Source organism: Sphingomonas quercus, from assembly GCF_018863195.1.
GTDB classification, from domain to species: Bacteria; Pseudomonadota; Alphaproteobacteria; order Sphingomonadales; family Sphingomonadaceae; genus Solisphingomonas; species Solisphingomonas quercus.
Map to the genome: position 1 here is coordinate 283,412 of NZ_JAHKRT010000006.1, position 16,461 is coordinate 299,872.

The 16,461-nt window shown below is 64.9% G+C and carries 11 protein-coding genes and 1 pseudogene; 6 read left to right on the plus strand and 6 right to left on the minus strand.

The window, feature by feature from the left end; all coding sequences use genetic code 11:
- The first annotated feature begins 121 nt into the window (after positions 1-121).
- The 5 genes and pseudogenes from KOF26_RS12975 (at position 122) to arsH (ending at position 4,731) form a co-directional block, all read left to right on the plus strand.
- Positions 122-2,347: a putative bifunctional diguanylate cyclase/phosphodiesterase gene (locus KOF26_RS12975; RefSeq protein ID WP_216325543.1), complete on the plus strand. Its 2,226-nt coding sequence runs from the start codon at positions 122-124 to the stop codon at positions 2,345-2,347.
- A gap of 212 nt (positions 2,348-2,559) precedes the next feature.
- Positions 2,560-2,892, plus strand: coding sequence for an ArsR/SmtB family transcription factor (locus KOF26_RS12980; RefSeq protein ID WP_216325546.1), 333 nt, complete (start codon positions 2,560-2,562; stop codon positions 2,890-2,892).
- Between the two features lie 10 nt (positions 2,893-2,902).
- A complete protein-coding gene (gene arsC, locus KOF26_RS12985) occupies positions 2,903-3,334 on the plus strand; it encodes an arsenate reductase (glutaredoxin) (protein ID WP_216325549.1) in 432 nt (143 codons plus the stop codon).
- Complete coding sequence (locus tag KOF26_RS12990; protein WP_216325552.1) at positions 3,331-3,990, plus strand: aquaporin; 660 nt, start codon at positions 3,331-3,333, stop codon at positions 3,988-3,990. The genes arsC and KOF26_RS12990 overlap by 4 nt, the downstream gene beginning before the upstream one ends.
- Positions 3,987-4,731: pseudogene (gene arsH, locus KOF26_RS12995) on the plus strand (arsenical resistance protein ArsH). The gene KOF26_RS12990 and the pseudogene arsH overlap by 4 nt, the downstream one beginning before the upstream one ends.
- A gap of 171 nt (positions 4,732-4,902) precedes the next feature.
- Here the strand turns inward: arsH and KOF26_RS13000 are convergent.
- The gene (locus KOF26_RS13000; RefSeq protein WP_216325555.1) at positions 4,903-6,024 is read right to left on the minus strand and encodes an SMP-30/gluconolactonase/LRE family protein; all 1,122 of its coding nucleotides are present in this window, start codon (positions 6,022-6,024) and stop codon (positions 4,903-4,905) included.
- Between the two features lie 130 nt (positions 6,025-6,154).
- Between KOF26_RS13000 and KOF26_RS13005 the strand changes: the two genes are divergently transcribed.
- A complete protein-coding gene (locus KOF26_RS13005) occupies positions 6,155-7,141 on the plus strand; it encodes an amidohydrolase family protein (protein WP_216325558.1) in 987 nt (328 codons plus the stop codon).
- A 10-nt stretch (positions 7,142-7,151) separates the two neighbouring features.
- Here KOF26_RS13005 and KOF26_RS13010 read toward each other — a convergent pair whose 3' ends face one another.
- The 5 genes from KOF26_RS13010 to KOF26_RS13030 all read right to left on the minus strand — a co-directional run bounded on the left by KOF26_RS13010 (position 7,152) and on the right by KOF26_RS13030 (position 16,319).
- Entirely contained in the window at positions 7,152-9,476 is a 2,325-nt protein-coding gene (locus KOF26_RS13010; protein ID WP_216325561.1) for a pyrroloquinoline quinone-dependent dehydrogenase, read from the minus strand.
- Between the two features lie 12 nt (positions 9,477-9,488).
- Positions 9,489-11,552, minus strand: a complete 2,064-nt coding sequence (locus KOF26_RS13015) for a polysaccharide lyase domain-containing protein (RefSeq protein WP_216325564.1) — start codon at positions 11,550-11,552, stop codon at positions 9,489-9,491.
- Between the two features lie 119 nt (positions 11,553-11,671).
- Positions 11,672-14,563: a TonB-dependent receptor domain-containing protein gene (locus tag KOF26_RS13020; RefSeq protein WP_216325567.1), complete on the minus strand. Its 2,892-nt coding sequence runs from the start codon at positions 14,561-14,563 to the stop codon at positions 11,672-11,674.
- Between the two features lie 160 nt (positions 14,564-14,723).
- Positions 14,724-16,019 (minus strand): PQQ-dependent sugar dehydrogenase, encoded by a 1,296-nt coding sequence (locus KOF26_RS13025; RefSeq protein WP_216325571.1) that lies wholly within the window; start codon positions 16,017-16,019, stop codon positions 14,724-14,726.
- Between the two features lie 42 nt (positions 16,020-16,061).
- Positions 16,062-16,319 carry a hypothetical protein gene (locus KOF26_RS13030; protein ID WP_216325575.1) on the minus strand — a complete coding sequence of 86 codons (258 nt, stop codon included), beginning with the start codon at positions 16,317-16,319 and terminating at the stop codon, positions 16,062-16,064.
- Between the last annotated feature and the right edge of the window lie 142 nt (positions 16,320-16,461).

Here is a 16,461-nt window from a genome sequence, read left to right on the forward strand (position 1 = left end):
GATATCCTCATCGGAAATTAACCATTGGCGCCTTACTGGAACACCTCCTTCCGGGTGAGACAATGCTATGCGGGCGCCTCGCGACGACCAGGCCTTCAGTTCTCGATTTCGTACTCGGGTCTTGATTCCGGTCGCCTTCGTGTTTCTCAGCGTCGCGGCACTCGCCGCGTTCGGACTCCATCATTTCTCGACGAAGAGCGATCAGATATCGATCGATCGTCAGTCACGGGAAGCCGCCAGGGCCATCGACGGCAGTCTCGATGAATTGATCCAGACCCAGCAGGGCGCCGCCGTCTGGGATGATCTTATCCTGAAACTGAGGGAACCCAGGCTCGACACCGTTTGGCTGAACGAAAATCTCGGGGAGTGGCTGTGGCGATTTTTCCGCCACGATCAGACCTATGTGCTGAACGCGGAGGATAACGCCATTTATGGCATGTCCAGCGGCCGACCGATCGCGCCCGGGAGCTACGCCACCGTGTTCCCGGACCTGAGGACGCTGGTTGAGGCGGTCCGGCGGCAATCGCGCCCCGGAATGCTCGCCCGGCCGGACGCGATCGTCCATGTCGGAGACCTTCTTCTGGTGCAAGGGCGGCCGGCGGCGGTGAGCGTGATGCGCATCGTGCCGTTCACCAACCGGGTCCGTCAGACGCCCGGCAGGGAATATCTGCTGATCAGCGTCCGCTTTCTGGACGGGAGCTTCCTGAAGGGTCTTTCGGAAGCCAACCTCATCGCCACGCCCCGTTTTTCAAGGTCGGAGCAGGTGGCAGCGGACGAACTGGCAATGCCGATCAGATCCAGCAGCGGCTCGCCGGTCGGCTTCTTCATCTGGCGGCCGGAGCTGCCCGGAAGCGAGCTGTGGCGGTCGATGATTCCGTTCGGCGCGACGGAGCTCGCGATCCTCGGGCTCGTCATGGTCTTGCTGGCCTATCGTGTTCGCAAGCTGATGCGTCGCGAGGACCGCATCATCAAGAAGCTCCAGGCCGCTCAGGTGGAGCTAAGGGCGAGCGAGGCTCAGGCCAGTCATCTCGCCTTTCACGACGCCCTGACCGGGCTGCCGAACCGGGCCTTGTTCAACAACTGCATCGAACAGGCGCTCGGCGATGCGCGCAAGGGCCGGCCTTTCGCCGTCCTGCTGCTCGATCTCGATCGCTTCAAGCAGGTGAACGACACGCTCGGCCATCTCGCCGGAGACGCGCTGATCCAGGAGTTCGCCCGCCGCCTGAACGGTCTGGTTGAAGCCGACGAAACGGTAGCCCGTCTGGGAGGAGATGAGTTCGCCGTGCTGGCGATCGCCTCGGCCAACCGGATCGAGGAACTTGCCGGCAAGATCCTGGACGAGGCGAGCAGGCCTTTCGAGGTGCTCGGCAATCGCGTGTATGTGGGCGTCAGCGTCGGTATCGCGGGGATGCCCGAATGCGGCCTGGACCGCACCGAGATCATGCGCAAGGCCGACATCGCGCTCTATCGCGCCAAGGAGCAGGAGGGGAGCTGCTACCGCCTGTTCACCACGAACATGGATGAGGCGGTCCGGCTGCGCGCCAGCCTTGAGGAAGATTTGCGCGCCGCGCTTGCCGCCGGCACGGGCCTGGAGGTTTACTATCAGCCTCAGGTAGCTGGCGACGGCAGCACCATCATCGGCCTCGAGGCGCTCGCCCGGTGGCATCACCCGACCCGCGGTTTCATTACCCCCCAGCTTTTCGTGCCCATCGCGGAGGAAACCGGCCTCATCCTCGAACTGGGTGATTGGGTTCTCGCGGAGGCATGTCGTGCCGCCGCCCACTGGCCCACGCTCTCGATCGCGGTGAACCTCTCGCCCGTGCAGTTCCGCACATTGGGCTTTGTCGAACGCGTTCGCGCGATCGTGGCGGAGGCCGGCGTCGACCCGCGGCAGATCGAGCTTGAGATCACCGAGGGCCTGCTGATCAATGACGACCAGGCCGTGCTGAACTCGCTTCGCGAGCTTCGATCCGCCGGCTTCAGGATCGCGCTCGACGATTTCGGTACCGGCTATTCGAGCCTCAGCTACCTGCGGAAATTCGAGGTCGACAAGATCAAGATCGATCGCAGCTTCGTGCAGAATCTTGGGCTGACCCTCGACTCCTCGGCGATCATCACCGCAGTGGTGACGCTGGGCCACGCGATGGGGTTATCCGTGACCGCGGAAGGGGTGGAGACCGCTGAGCAGGGAGCGATGCTCTCGGCAATCGGCTGCAACGAGTTGCAGGGGTACCTCTATTCCCAGGCGCTTCCGGAGGGGGAGATCGCCCAGCTGCTGAGCGCGGCCGAACTCCTGGGCGAGCACGCGCTTCCGACCCGCTCGCGAAAAATGTCAGCCCGAAGGTAGATCGCGTACGGAATGATCGCGGCGCCGCTCTCGGTGTTCCGCATCGGGGTGGCGTCCGCTCCGGACTGGGAAGCGGACCGTCCCGACTGGAACAGTCCTGGCCGCCCGTTTCGGCTCCTCCGAGCCTGGCCGGGCGATCCGCGTCCATCCGCTGTATCGACAATTCCCGATTGATGTTGACCCCCACCTGACTCATCGATATTTTCCGATGAATGGACACCGAAACCGCTCTGGCGGCGCTGGCCGCGCTCGCCCATCCGACGCGGCTGGAAGCTTTTCGCGAGCTGGTCCGGCACGAGCCTGCCGGCCTGTCGACGGGCGCGCTCGTCGCGGCGAGCGGGCTTAGCCAGAGCACGTTCTCCACCCACCTCGCCGTCCTTGCCAGAGCCGGACTGGTGACGGCGGAGAAGCGCGGGCGCCAGCAAATCCAGCGCGCCTCCATCGACACGCTGGGCCGCCTGATGACTTTCCTTGCCAGGGATTGCTGTCAGGGGCGTGCCGAGCTTTGCGGGCCGCTTGTCGCCGACCTTGCCGCCTGTTGCTGAAGGGGCGATCGTGACCGACATCGTCATCTATCACAATCCGGCGTGCGGCACGTCGCGCAACGTCCTCGCGTTGATCCGCAATTCCGGCGTCGAGCCGCATGTCGTCGACTATCTGAAGACGCCGCCCGCGCGCGCCCTTCTGATCGAGATGATCGCCCGCGCCGGCATCACGCCCCGCGCCCTGCTGCGGGAAAAGGGCACGCCCTATGGGGAACTGGGCCTCGATGACCCGTCATTGACCGACGACGTGCTCGTCGACGCGATGATGGCGCATCCAATCCTGATCAACCGGCCCCTGGTGGTGACGCCGCTGGGCGTGCGGCTGTGCCGGCCGTCCGAGGCGGTGCTCGATATCCTGCCTGATGCCCAGCGCGGCGCCTTCGTGAAAGAGAATGGGGAGCCGGTGGTCGACGCAGCCGGCAATCGCGTCTCCGCAACGTGACCCGGCGGGCCGTCCTGGGCGAGGCGCTCGGCAGTCTGTTGCTGTTGGCGACGGTGGTCGGTTCGGGGATCATGGCAGAGCGGTTCGCGGGCGGGAACGTCGCCATCGCCCTCCTCGGCAATACGCTGGCGACGGGCGCGATGCTGTTCGTGCTGGTGACGATGCTCGCGCCCGTGTCCGGGGCGCACCTCAATCCGGCCGTCACCCTCGTCATGCGTCTCAGGGGACAGATCCGGACGGATGCGGCCATCGCCTATGGCGCGGCCCAGCTCGGCGGCGGCATCATCGGCGTGTGGCTCGCGCACCTGATGTTCGGCCTGCCCGTCCTCCAGCTCTCGGACACCGGCCGCAGCGGCCCGGGCCAGTGGCTGGGCGAGGCGGTCGCCACCTTCGGCCTGATACTGACGATCCTTGGAACGAGGCCCGGCTGCGTGCCCGCCAGCGTCGCCCTCTACATTGCCGCCGCCTATTGGTTCACCTCCTCGACCAGCTTCGCGAACCCGGCGATCACGATCGCCCGATCGCTGAGCGACAGCTTCGCCGGCATCGCGCCGGCCTGCGTGCCCGCCTTCGTCGCCGCGCAGCTCGCCGGCGCGCTGGCCGCGCATGGCCTGAGCGGGCTCGTCTTTCCCGACACCACCAAGGAACCCGCATGAGCCGTCTCCGCGTCCTCGCCGATCCCGACTATCTCCCCGCCCTCGATCCGGCCTTTGTGATCCGCCGGCCGGCCAGCGGCCTTGGCGATGATCAGCCGCCGCCGCGCATCCTCCTGCTCTACGGTTCACTGCGGGAGCGCTCGTTCTCGCGCCTCGCCGTCGAGGAAGCGGCGCGGCTGCTCCGGTTGTTCGGTGCGGAGCCGCGCATCTTCGATCCGTCCGATCTGCCGCTGCCCGATCAGATCGCCGGGTGACGATCACCCCGCCGTCCATGAGCTGCGCGAGCTGTCCGTGTGGTCCGAAGGCCAGGTCTGGTGCAGCCCGGAGCGCCACGGCGCGATCTCCGGTATCATGAAGGCCCAGATCGATCACCTGCCGCTCGAGATGAAGGGCATGCGCCCGACCCAGGGCCGCACGCTGGCGGTCATGCAGGTGTCGGGCGGCTCCCAGTCCTTCAACGCGGTCAACACGCTACGCTTGCTCGGGCGCTGGATGCGGATGTTCACGATTCCCAACCAGTCGTCGGTCGCGATGGCCTACAAGGAGTTTGACGACGCCGGCCGGATGAAGCCGTCCAGCTATTATGATCGCATCGTGGACGTGATGGAGGAGCTGGTGCGGATCACGGTGTTGATGCGTCCGCATGACCGGCAGCTGGTCGATCGCTATTCGGAGCGTAAGGCAGCCGGGGCGCGGACGGCCGAAGAAGATCATTCGGCCATAGCGATCGGTCGCCGCTGACACATGGGCAGGCGTCGGCGGCCCGGGGTGGCGGGCTGCCATCTCGACCGATGGGGAGCGAAGGCGGCTCTGGCGTCGAGCGCGGCCGGTCCGTCGCCGGCAAGCCGCGAGCCGATTAAGTGGAAGCTGGGGGGACGGGCAGGTTTTTGGCGTGCGAACGTCCCGGGCGCGTCAACGAGGGGTTGGCGCGTAGCGCGCGATCGTCTCGCCATAATAGGCGCCGATCCACAGGGCCGGCCCGGCCAAGGTCGCGCCGGTCGCGCCGCCGAAGCGCTGGTCGCCACCTTGCGCGAGCAGGCGCAGGCGCAGGCTCTTCGGGTCCATCTCGACCACCTTGAATCCCTGCGGACAGGGGGTGCCACGCCCCTTGCAGGTCATCACGCCTCGCGGATCACCCGCCTGCCCGGCGACAAGGATCGTGCCCCTGTCCGTGAGGCGCAAATTGTCCGGAAGAAAATCCACTGCCACACTCTTCGGCGCCGAGCGGTCGCGCAGGGGAAAGCGCCAAAGCTTGCGGGCGGACCATTCGGCCACGAACAGCCACCTTCCGTCCGCGGACACCGCCACGCCATTGGCGCCGGAAAAATCCTGCTTCAGCGCATTCGACCAGCCCTTGCCCGGTTTCCACATGAGGACATTGCCCGTCGACTGCCCATTGACCATCTTGTCGAGGAAGTCCGGGTCAGCCTTGTCCAGAAACTTGCTGACAATGATGCTGCCGTCAGGCAGCGCGACAACACCGTTCCCGCTCGCGCCCGCGGGCAGCACGATACAGCCCGTCCAGCGGGCCTGCGGGCCTTCATCGCCCAGCGTGACGTCGAACGCCTCGATGGATTCCCGGCCGCCATGATTGACGACGAGCAGTTCGAAACTGCCGTCGGCCCGCCGCGACAGCCCGATACCGTGCGGCGTGAACCGGCTGTCGTCGAGGGGGCCGGGACAATCGCCGAAGCGCGCCCGGTTCAGGCTCGCGGCGGAGGCCGAGGGATAAAGCGCGCGCGGCGCCGGCGCCGGAGCCGTCGCGTCGAAGGCATAGAGGTGGCCGGGCCTCTCCCGGGTGCGCATCGAGCCGGCGATGACCCAGCTGGTGCCGGGAATGGTCAGCAGATCCTCCGGCTGGGGAATGCTGGTGACCGGCGATCCCGCCGGTACATAGGCAGGCGCCCCCGCCGCCGCCATCAGGAGCGGCGACGACAAAGCGAAGGCTGCGCTCGCGAACTTTACAGCAATTCCGTGCATGAAAATCACGTCCCGTGTCGGAGATCGGCGACTATTCCCGCATCCGGCATGCAAGGAAGCCAAGATTGATCTTGAACAAATCGTCCCACGTTGGATAGGTGTTTATTGTCTATAAATATTTTTATAGCTGAATGAGAAAACGTCCGCCTTCCTGGCGCATGGCGGCCGCGATAGCAGGTGCGGCGTGAGCAGCTTTTCGAAGATCGGGCGTCGCACCTTCCTGGCCGGGGCGGCAGCCGCTCTGTCCGCGGGCGCGTCGCAGACCGATGCCGCCGGCGTGTGGGACGATGTCCCGATCATCGACGCCCATATCCACCTGTTCGACGGCACCCGGCCGCAGGGCGCGCCCTATGTCGGCTCGCCTGCCTATGCCGCCATATCGAAGGTCTCGCTGCCCTCCGGCTATCGTCCGCTGGCGCGTCCCGCCGGCATCGTCGGCGCGGTGGTGGTGGAAACGAGCCCGTGGATCGAGGACAATCTCTGGCTGCTCGAAACCGCCCAGAGCGATCCGATGATCGTCGCGGTGTCCGGCTATCTCGATCCATTCAAGGCGGATTTCGGCGAGTATCTCGATCGATTCCGCAAGAACCGGCTCTACCGCGCGATCCGCTACAGCCGTTTCTATACGGACGATGGCGGCCGCATCGCGTTGGCGCCGGCCGCGATCGATAATATGAGAAGGCTCGCCGCAGCCGATCTCGCGCTCGACACGGCCAACCCAAGCATGGGTCTGTTGCGGGCCAATGCGCTGCTTGCCGAGGCGGTGCCCGACCTGCGCGTGATCGTCGATCATCTGCCCTCATTCGATCCGACGCCCGACAACCAGGCCGCCTATGATGCCGTCATTCGTGACCTTGCCGCATTGCCCAATGTGTTCGTGAAGCTCAGTCAGGTTTATCATCGACGGCGCGACCATCAGATCATCACCGAATTCGCGCAGCTCCGCGAACGTCTCGACAATCTGTTCGCGGCCTTTGGTGAGGATCGGCTGATGTTCGGCAGCGATTATCCGAACAGCTACGGGACCGCGACCATCGCCGAGACGGTCGCGCTGATGCGTCGGTTCTACGCCGGCAAGTCGCGCACGGCGGCGGAGAAATATTTCTGGCGTAACGCGGCGCGCGTTTACAAATGGACTCGCCGCGCCCCCGATCAGCCGATGCCGGGCTGAGCGGCCTCGCTCATCGCAGCGTTCCGGGCAGCGCGAAGGCAACCAGCTGGTCGCCGACACGCGGCGCGAGCAGGCCGTTGCCGCCCGCGGCGAACAGCACATATTGACGGCCCTTGTAGGTGTAGATCGCCGGCGTCGCCACCGCCGGCGCATCCACCCGCTGCTTCCACAATATCTTGCCGGTCCATAGATCGACGGCGCGCACCCGGCTGTCCATCGAGGCGCCGATAAAGATCAGGCCGGAAGCGGTAATCGCCGGCCCGCCGATCGTCACCGAGCCCCAGGATTCGGGCATGTAGAAGCCCCAATGCTGCACCTGGCCGAATGGCCGCTGCCACAGTCGCCTCCCGGTCTTCAGATCATAGGCCGACATCGTGCCATAGGGCGGGTTCCAGCACGGCATGCCCCAGCGATTGAAGAAGGTGGCGATGCGCACCCCATAGGGAGAGCCATAGCCGGGCGCCCGCCAGCCGGCGTCCGGGCGAGGGCCGCGCCGCGCCGCCTCCGCCGCCTGGCCCGCCACCTCGGCACGGGGAATCAGCTGATAGATCTGCGCCACGTTGGAGCTGTTGACGACATAGATCTGGTGGGCGGGATCGACCGCGCCGCCGCCCCATTCGACGCCGCCGACGGTGGCCGGCGCGGTGATCGTGCCGCGAAGGGACGGCGGTTTGAACAAGCCGCCTTCGACGTAGCGGCGGCGATCGCGGCTGCACTGGCCGAGGCTCGCCCAATCGGCGAGGCGGGAGATGCCGGTGAAGCGATCGGGGATCGTCGGCTGCGGCCAGGGGACGAAAGGCTGGGTCGGCGAGGCGTGCTCGCCGGGCACGTCGGATGGCGGCACCGGCCGCTCGACAATCGGATAGACCGGCTCGCCGGTCAGCCGGTTCAGCACATAGAGGAAGCCCTGTTTCGACGACTGGACCAGCGCCGGCACCGTCTGCCCATTGCGATTGACATCGACCAGCGTCGGCGCGGAATTGGTGTCGTAATCCCAGATGTCGTGATGGACGAGCTGGCGCGACCATGCCACCGTACCGGTATCGGCATGAAGCGCGGTTATCGAGGTCGCGTAGGGGATGTCGGCACGTCGATCGCCGCCATAATAATTGTTCTCGGGCGAACTAACCGGCAGATAGACCAGCCCCGCTTTGGCATCGACGGACATCGATGCCCAGACATTGGCCGTACCGATGCGATGACGCATTGCTTCAGGAATCGTCTGGAATTCCCATTTCCGGGCACCGGTGCGGGCGTCGATGCCGAACACCGTGCCCGGCGGGGAATCCTGATAGGTCCAGTCCACGCCTGCCCAGCCGACGACCAGCGTATCACGATAGACCGCGACCGACTGGTTCAGCTCGAGCGGGAATTTGGGATTGATGACGTTCCACTGGTTGACGTCGAGAACACCCTGCTGGCCGAAATCCTGGCATCGCCGGCCGGTGTCCGCATCGACGGCGTGAAGCAGGCCATCCACCGTGCCGATGTAAAGGCGCTTCTGGCAGGGCTGGCCGGGTATCGGAGCGGACGACGCCCAATATGTGATGCCGCGATTCTTGCCGTGAAACTTCGACGCGTGCGCCGGGCGCGCATCGTAGATCCAGCGGACATGGCCGCTGTCTGGCTCCACCGCGAAGATGCGGTAGAAGGGCGTCGACACATAGACCAAGTTGTTGGCGAACAGAGGAGTGGATTGCCACGCCGTCTTCGGGTCATCACGCCCCCGGCCGGGGGAGACGTCACCGGTATGCAGGCTCCACGCGACGCGCAGGCCCGCCACGTTGGCTGGCGTGATCTGGGTGGCGGCGGAAAATTTCTGCGCCATGCGATCGCCGTTGAAATCGTCCCACGGCGCGGTCGGGCCGGCCGGCGTCAGCACGCCGCCCCCGCCGCTGCGGGCGGGCAGCATGATGCCGGCAGCGATCGCCGCCACCCCGACGAGCGCGCCGCCGACCAGCATGGCCCCGCGTCCGGCGGGCACCGCCGGCAAGCCCGGACGGAATAGCCGCCACAACCAGCCGACCGCCGCAACCGCCATCGCCGCCACGATCGCGCCGCTTTCCATGAACCATGCCGCGACCGACGTACCGACGATGTCGAGCAGCAGCAGGGCGAGCAACAGCCACGCGGCGCCCCGCCGGGGCTGACGCAGCAGCAGGATCGCGCCGAGCATCATCAGCAGGCCCGAGCCAAGCACCAGCAGCGCGCCCCCGGTGCCATTGAGCCCGGTCTCGACCAGCCTGTAGTCCAGCAGCGCGGTGCCGGCGGCGATCGCGCCTCCCGCGAGGATCGTCAGGCTGCCCAGCTGCGCGCCGGTAGCGGCGATGCGCATCGTCCTTCTCCCTTATTGGTCGGGGGGTGGACCGGCCTCCGATCGGGCAGCGCTGCGCGGCATGCCGACCGGCCAGCGGTCCGGGCCGTAATGCGGCAGCGGCGCGCCGAATTCATAGGCGCCGAGATCGGGCGCGCGGCCGGCGAACCCGTCGGTGATGCCCGGCAATTCGACGCCGCGGTCGATCGCGCGCGAACGAGGCCTCAGCCGGAAATCCATATCCTCGGGCTTGTAGAGGATACGCGGATCCGACGTATCCACCGCCGCGACCTTCACGAAATCCTGAAGCGTGACGATAGCGCTATGGCGATCCTGCCCCGTCCCCTTCTGATACTCGGCGAGCGTGGCGAAAGCACGGGCGACCAGCGGACCGTCATAGTCCGCGGCGACCCCGGCAGGGGGAGAATTCCAGCCGAAATTCTTGTCCACGCCCGGGCTCGGCCCAAATCCATTATAATCGGAGGTCGAATAGTTGGTGAAAGTGCGCATCTGGAACAGCGGCTTGGCCCACCCGTCGCTTACGAACAGGTTGTTGCGCAGGTGGACATTGGACAAGGCGCCGAGCGCCCCGGCCAGCCCGATGAAGCTGTTCTGGTAGATCAGCACGCCGGCAGGATTGTCGAGCAGCTTGAGCGCGCCGGTGGACGGAGCGTTATAGAGCAGGTTTCGATAGATATAGGCCGGCCCGCCAAAAATCGGTTGGGTGCTGTAAGCGAGGTTCGACGCGTTGACGCACCGATTTTCATACGCCCGGACATTGTGGACGCCGCCGTCAAGCTCGACGCAATTGTCCGCTTGATTGAACATGTCGTTGCGATAGACGTCGATCGAGCTCGCCTGCTCCCCAGGGTTGTCGCTGGGGCTGCCATAGGTAGCGATGTCGATCGCGTCGTGGAAGTTGGCGACATAGTTGCGTGCGATGACATGGCCACGGCCATAGACCTTCACCGCGTATTCGGATGTGATCGGCGCGGGATATTCGCCGTACTTTGCCCAGACCTCATCGTGGATCCAGCTAGTCATCCGGGTCGGATTGTGGCGGCCGAGGAAAACATTGTCGGCGATGTAGAAATCGCGCGAACCCGCCCACTCGTCCTGCACCACACGACCGACGTCATAGACCAGAGAATGTTTCAGTGTGAAACCGCTGGCGCCGACGATCCGCTTCATGCCGAGCAAGAAGGCGACGTTGGTGTTGCGGACGGTGATGCCCTCGAAGTAATTGTAGCTGGCGGCTTCGAGATTGAACAGATTGTGCGCGCCGTCCCCGTCGAAGACGACCTCGCCATCGCCAGCGGCCTTGATGACGATCGGCTTGTCGGGCGTGCCGCTGGCCGTGAGATAATAGGTGCCGTCAAACGGCGTACCATAGGCCGGGTCCTTCAATGTCCCGACAATGCCGCCATAGATGAACCGCGCGTCCTTATAAACACCGGCATGGATCAGGATCGTATCCCCGGGCTGCACCCTCGGATCGAACAGATTATAATGATCCGATTCGTCCGAGCCGAGATAATAAGCCGTCATCAGACCGATGAAACCGGGCTGCTGCATCTCGCCCTTATAGCCGAACGGATAGACGTGGTAGACATGCCCGCCGCTCGCCGGCATCGGCTCCTTGCGGGTATGGACCGTCACGACTTGCTCGGAGGTGCCGACGACGCCGTCAGGGTCGGTCAGAATGAAGCGGCATTCATAATCGGTGTCCGGGTCGAGGCCGAGGATGCTGCCGGCGAACATGTTGGGGACACGATAGTTGAAATAATTGCGGTCGCCATATTCAGGCTTCGGCCCGCGCACAAATTCGCCGTCCAGCCGCAGCATCGGCAGGCCCTTGCGCCATTCGCCGGAGCCGGCCTTGCGATAGCTCACCGTCACCATGCTGTTGCGATTGGCGTCGCCCTTGATATTCCATTCGAAGCCCAGCGACTGAAGGGTGGGCAATTCGACGAGGAAGCTGCCGGCCTGGACTGTCACGTCGCCGGCGCCCGGCGCCGCCGGGGCCGCCGAGCCCAGCCCGAGCAGCAGCAGCGCCCCGAGTGACGGCAATGGCCTGCGTGCAATCGAACGGATCATGTCGCCCCTCATTGGCGGGGCCGCCCCCGCCGGGTAAAAATGGGGCTGCGCGCGGCACGGGCGCAGCCCCAGGGGAGGATCGTTGCCGGCATGCGGTCACATACCGTCGGCATCGCGGATCAGAGGCTGCCCTTGAAGCCGATCGTGAAGTATCGACCCATCGAGTTTCCGAAATTGTTGGGCGCCGGGTAGAACAACCCCGGATTCTGGGAGTTGGTCGGGTAGAGAGGATATTGCTTGTTCGCCACGTTCTGGACAGCGAGGTAGATGTTGGCCGTGGTACCTTCGATCTTGATCGACTTGTTGATCGTCACGTCGAGCGTGTTGAAGGAGGGAACGCGGGGTTGCTCGAACACCTGGCCGGGCAAGGTTTTCTTGTTGAAGCTGCTCAGCCAGCTGTCCTGCAGATTGAAGCTCCAGGTGCCGATCTCATAACCAACGAACAGCGTGACCCGGTAATTGGGGAAGGGCGCGAGGTTCTGCGGTGCCCCCGGATAATTCACGGTCTTGATCGTCGGCTGATAGGTTCCGAAGCCGCGCAGGTCGAGCCGGCCCGGCAGCTTCTCGGACAGCTGGGCCAGGTCGAAGCGATAGCTCGCCTCGATATCGACGCCCTGGGTGCGCACCGAAGCGCTGTTCAGGCTCTGCGACACGATCGCGGTCGGGAAGTTGGCGGCCGAGGTGTCGGTGATCGGATTCGGACGGATGGCCAGCGCGCAATAAGGCGAGGTTCCGCCGGACGCGATGCAGAGTTGCTGCACGGCCTGGGTCGAATAGTTGATGTTGGTGATGCCGTCCTTGACCGTAATCTTGTAATAGTCGGCCGAGAAACTCATTCCGGGGATCGGGCGGAGCACCATGCCGATCGTGTAGGTGTGCGCCTTCTCCGGCTTGAGGTCAGGATTGCCCTGGCTGTTCAGCGGGATGCTGGCGGTCTGATTGGTGAGGAGATCGGTGAAACCGGTCGTCGACGATTGCAACGGCGAGAACAGATCGTTGAGCGTCGGCGCGCGGATGTCCACCGACATCGTGCCGCGGAAGCGCAGGATGTCGTTGACGTGGTGGTCGAAGCCGACCTTCCACGTCTCGACCGAACCGGAGGTGCTGTAATGCGTGAACCGGCCGGCGACGTTGACGTCGAAGCTCTGGATGAAGGGGATATCCTTCAGCAGCGGCAGGTTGGCCTCGCCGGCGAACTCATAGACATTGTTCCTCGCCGCAACGTCCGCGACGACATTCTGCACCCACACCGGCGACGACGGGCTGCACAGGCGCAGGCCGGTGCAATTCACGGTCTCCGTCGGCGATGCGCTGCTGTCGACGCTGTAGCGGTTCCACCGTGCCTCACCGGACAGCGCCACGCGCACCGGGCCCGCCGGAAGGTTGAACAGCTCTCCCGAGATAGTGCCGCCGACATTGTCCATGATATTGCGCATGACATATTGGGTGCGCTGCGAAACATAATCGAACTGCGACGCGGTCACCGAGCTGCCGCCAAAAGGATTGATCGGCACGCAGCCCGGATAAAGGCTGGCAGACGGCGTCGTCGAGACATAGCAGACGGGATGACCCGCCGAATCCAGCACCGCGTCCTCGGCAGCGTAAAGCCGCTGGTTATTGGTGTTGTTCGGATTGTACTGGAGCAGGCGGCTGTCGCCGTGGCTGTAATAAAGATCCCAGTCAAAACGATCGAGCAGCTTGCCGTTGATCCCGGTGAGCACCGAGAGATAGCGCTGGTTCGCAACAGTTGCGTAGACCCGATCCTGATCGCCGGCGTCGGTGCCGCCGATATTGTTGATGAACGAGGCGAGCACGAACTTGCCCGACGGATTGGCCAGCATGGCGCGCGCCTGCGGGGTGAGGAACGCGTTGTCGACGAAGAATGTATTCGGACGGTTTGCGTTGGCGCCCGGCGACAGGTTCATCGGGTACCAGGTCGCATAGTTACGCGACTTGGCCGCCGTGGCCTGCACATAGAAAGTGGTGTCGTCGGTCAGGTCGTAGCTGAACCGCGAGAAGGCATCGAACGAGCGCAGGGCCGCCTGATAGGTGCCGTACAGATCATAGCCGCCGTCGCCACCGCTGCTGAGATTGCCCGTGCCCGTGGCGGTGCCCGGATTATAAGGGCCGATCACGCCGTTCTGAGTGAACTGCATGCCGTTGGCGGCGCAGCCGGCGCAGGTTATCAGACCGTTTGGCGCCTGGTTGCTGAGCCGGGAGAAGGGCGTGTTGCGATAGGGGTTGGCGGCAGTGCCGGCACCCGACTGCTCCCAGGCCTGACCGTTGAAGCCATAGGGGCGTGCGGTGATCGGGATCGCGTCCTGGTGGAAGATGCGCAGCGAGCCTTCGATATGGCCGCGACCGCCGAACAGGCTGGTGCCGGCGGCAACCGACGCCTGGTAGGACGCGCCGTCGCCATATTTGGACACACCGCCGTTGAAGTCATACTTCAGCCCGTTGAAATTCTTGTTGAGCACGAAGTTGACGACGCCGGTAACCGCGTCCGAGCCATAAACCGCAGAGGCGCCGCCGGTGACGACGTCGACCCGGCTCATCAGCGCGAGCGGCAGCACGTCGGCGTCGACGGTGCCGTTGGCGTTCGAAGGCGCGATGCGATGGCCGTCCAGCAGCACCAGCGTGCGCTGGACGCCGAAGTTACGCAGGTTCAGCACGTTGCCGGCGGCATTGCTGCCCGCATTGCTGGTGCTGCGCCCGGACTGGGAACCGAGGAACACCGGCAGCTTGCTCAGCGCCTCCGGGATGTTGGTCGGCGTGGTCGCGAGCAGCTGCTGGGTCGACACCACAGTCAGCGGCGTCGGCGAGTTGGCGGCGTCCGAAATGACGCGCGAGCCGGTGACGACGATCTCGCCGGCGCTCGGGGTAGCAGCGTCGCCGCTGGCGGCGACCGCAGCCGGGGGCACGGGATCCTGAGCGAGCGCGGCGCTCATGGGCAACAAGGCGGCGCTACCGATCAGCAACGCGTGGATATGATTATAGCGACCAGTGCGCATTCACTCACCCCTCGATAAATGCCGGAAAACTGGCGTTATATGCCGCTCGGCCAAGTTTATTTTTGTCAGGGTGGGACTATTGTTGATTCGGCTACACCACAATTCACAAAAGATTTCTGTCTGCTAGAAATGTTTTTTATAGGGGCGTCCGGGTCGTCGGCTAACGGCCGATTGGCGCTAGTCTGAGTAATTGCCCATCATTACTGTCGGTCAGCACCCACAGCGCGCCGTCCGGCCCTTCCACGACATCGCGGATGCGCTGGCGCCGGTCCTGTAGCAGCCGCTCCTCGCCGACGACGTGGCCGTTGCGCATGACCAGTCGCGCCAGATGCTGGCCGGCAAGCGCGCCAACGAACAGGTTACCGCTCCATTCGGGGATCAGCTTGCCACTGTAAAAAGTGATCCCGCTGGGCGCGATGGTCGGGTCCCAATAATAGACGGGCTGGTCGGTGCCGGGCCAGCTGCTCCGGCCATTGTTGATGAGCTTGCCGCTATATTCTGTGCCATAGCCGACGACTGGCCATCCATAATTGTGCCCGGGCTCGATACGGTCGATCTCGTCCCCGGTCTGCGGTCCGATATCGGATGCCCAGACAGCGCCGCGGGAGTCCCGGACGAGGCCTTCGATGTTGCGCACTCCGAGCGCCCAGATCGCGCCCTCCGCCGCGCGCACCTGCGCAAATGGGTTGTCGGCGGGTATCGACCCGTCAAAATTGATCCGTACGATCTTGCCGAGGGTGGAATCGAGGTCCTGCGCCTTGATGCGTAGCTGCGGCAGAAAATGATCGCCGACCGTGACGAGCAGCGTTCGATCCGGCTGGACAAGAATGCGCCCGCCATAATGGCCGACATTATTGTGGGCCGGTGCCGAGAAGATGATCCGGACATCCTGCATCATCGTCTCGTCCGGCGACAGCGTCGCCGTCGCCACGGTCAGGCCGTTGCCGTCTTTCCGATATTCGACATAGGAGAAGAAAATCCGCCGGGTGCGCGCGAAATCGGGATCGAGCGCGAGGTCGAAAAAGCCGGCGTCCGAATAGTTCAGCACCTCCGGCACGCCGCCGAGCGGCTCGCCGATCTTCCCGTCCGGGGTGACGATGCGGATGCGGCCCGACTTCTCGGTGACGAACATGCGCCCGTCCGGCCGGAACACGATCTTCCACGCCCGCTGGAAGCCATGGGCGACGACGGTGGCGGCGATCGCCGTCTTCGTCTTCACGGCGACCGCGCGGGTCTGCTCCCTGAAGGCCGGCTTGGCGACAGGATTGAGCGGCGGCCGGGTTTCGAGCACCGCCCCCGCCGGACGCGGTTCGTCGGGCGCGCGTGCGCCGGCATTCCCTTCGCCAGGCCCCATGTTGGGCTCAAGGTTGAGCGCACGAATGCGGGCATAATCGATCGGCTGTGCCAATGCGCCGCAGCCGGCCGCGAGCGCGAGCAGGGCAGCGCCCGCGGACATTACAATCCTGTTTTTCACCTTGTCCTCACCCTCACTGGCGGGTCAGCCGCCCCCGCCCCCGCCACCCCGGATCGGACGGCTGAGCGCATTCTGGCAATCGTCGGAAATCTTGGTCCAATGCTGCACGAGGCATTCGGCCTTGAGTGAAGCTCGGGTGCAGAATTTTTGCAGGTCGAGGCGGCAGGAATCCGCCGTCGCCGGGTTCGCCCCGGCCTGCGGCGGGACCGGGCTCTGCTTCTGTGCCGAGACGGCGGCGGGCATCAGCGCCACCAGCAGCAGGGCGTGGCTCGTCCGCATCATGCTGCGGTCCTCAGCGCGCGTCGTGCTTCGTCGCGGGCGGCGCGGAGGAGGCCTTCGATATAGCCATAGGAGAAGGCGAAGGCCTGGAGCTTCTTGGGGTCGTCGGGATGGCGTGGGTTGTGATCGGGCAGCAGCGTGCCCT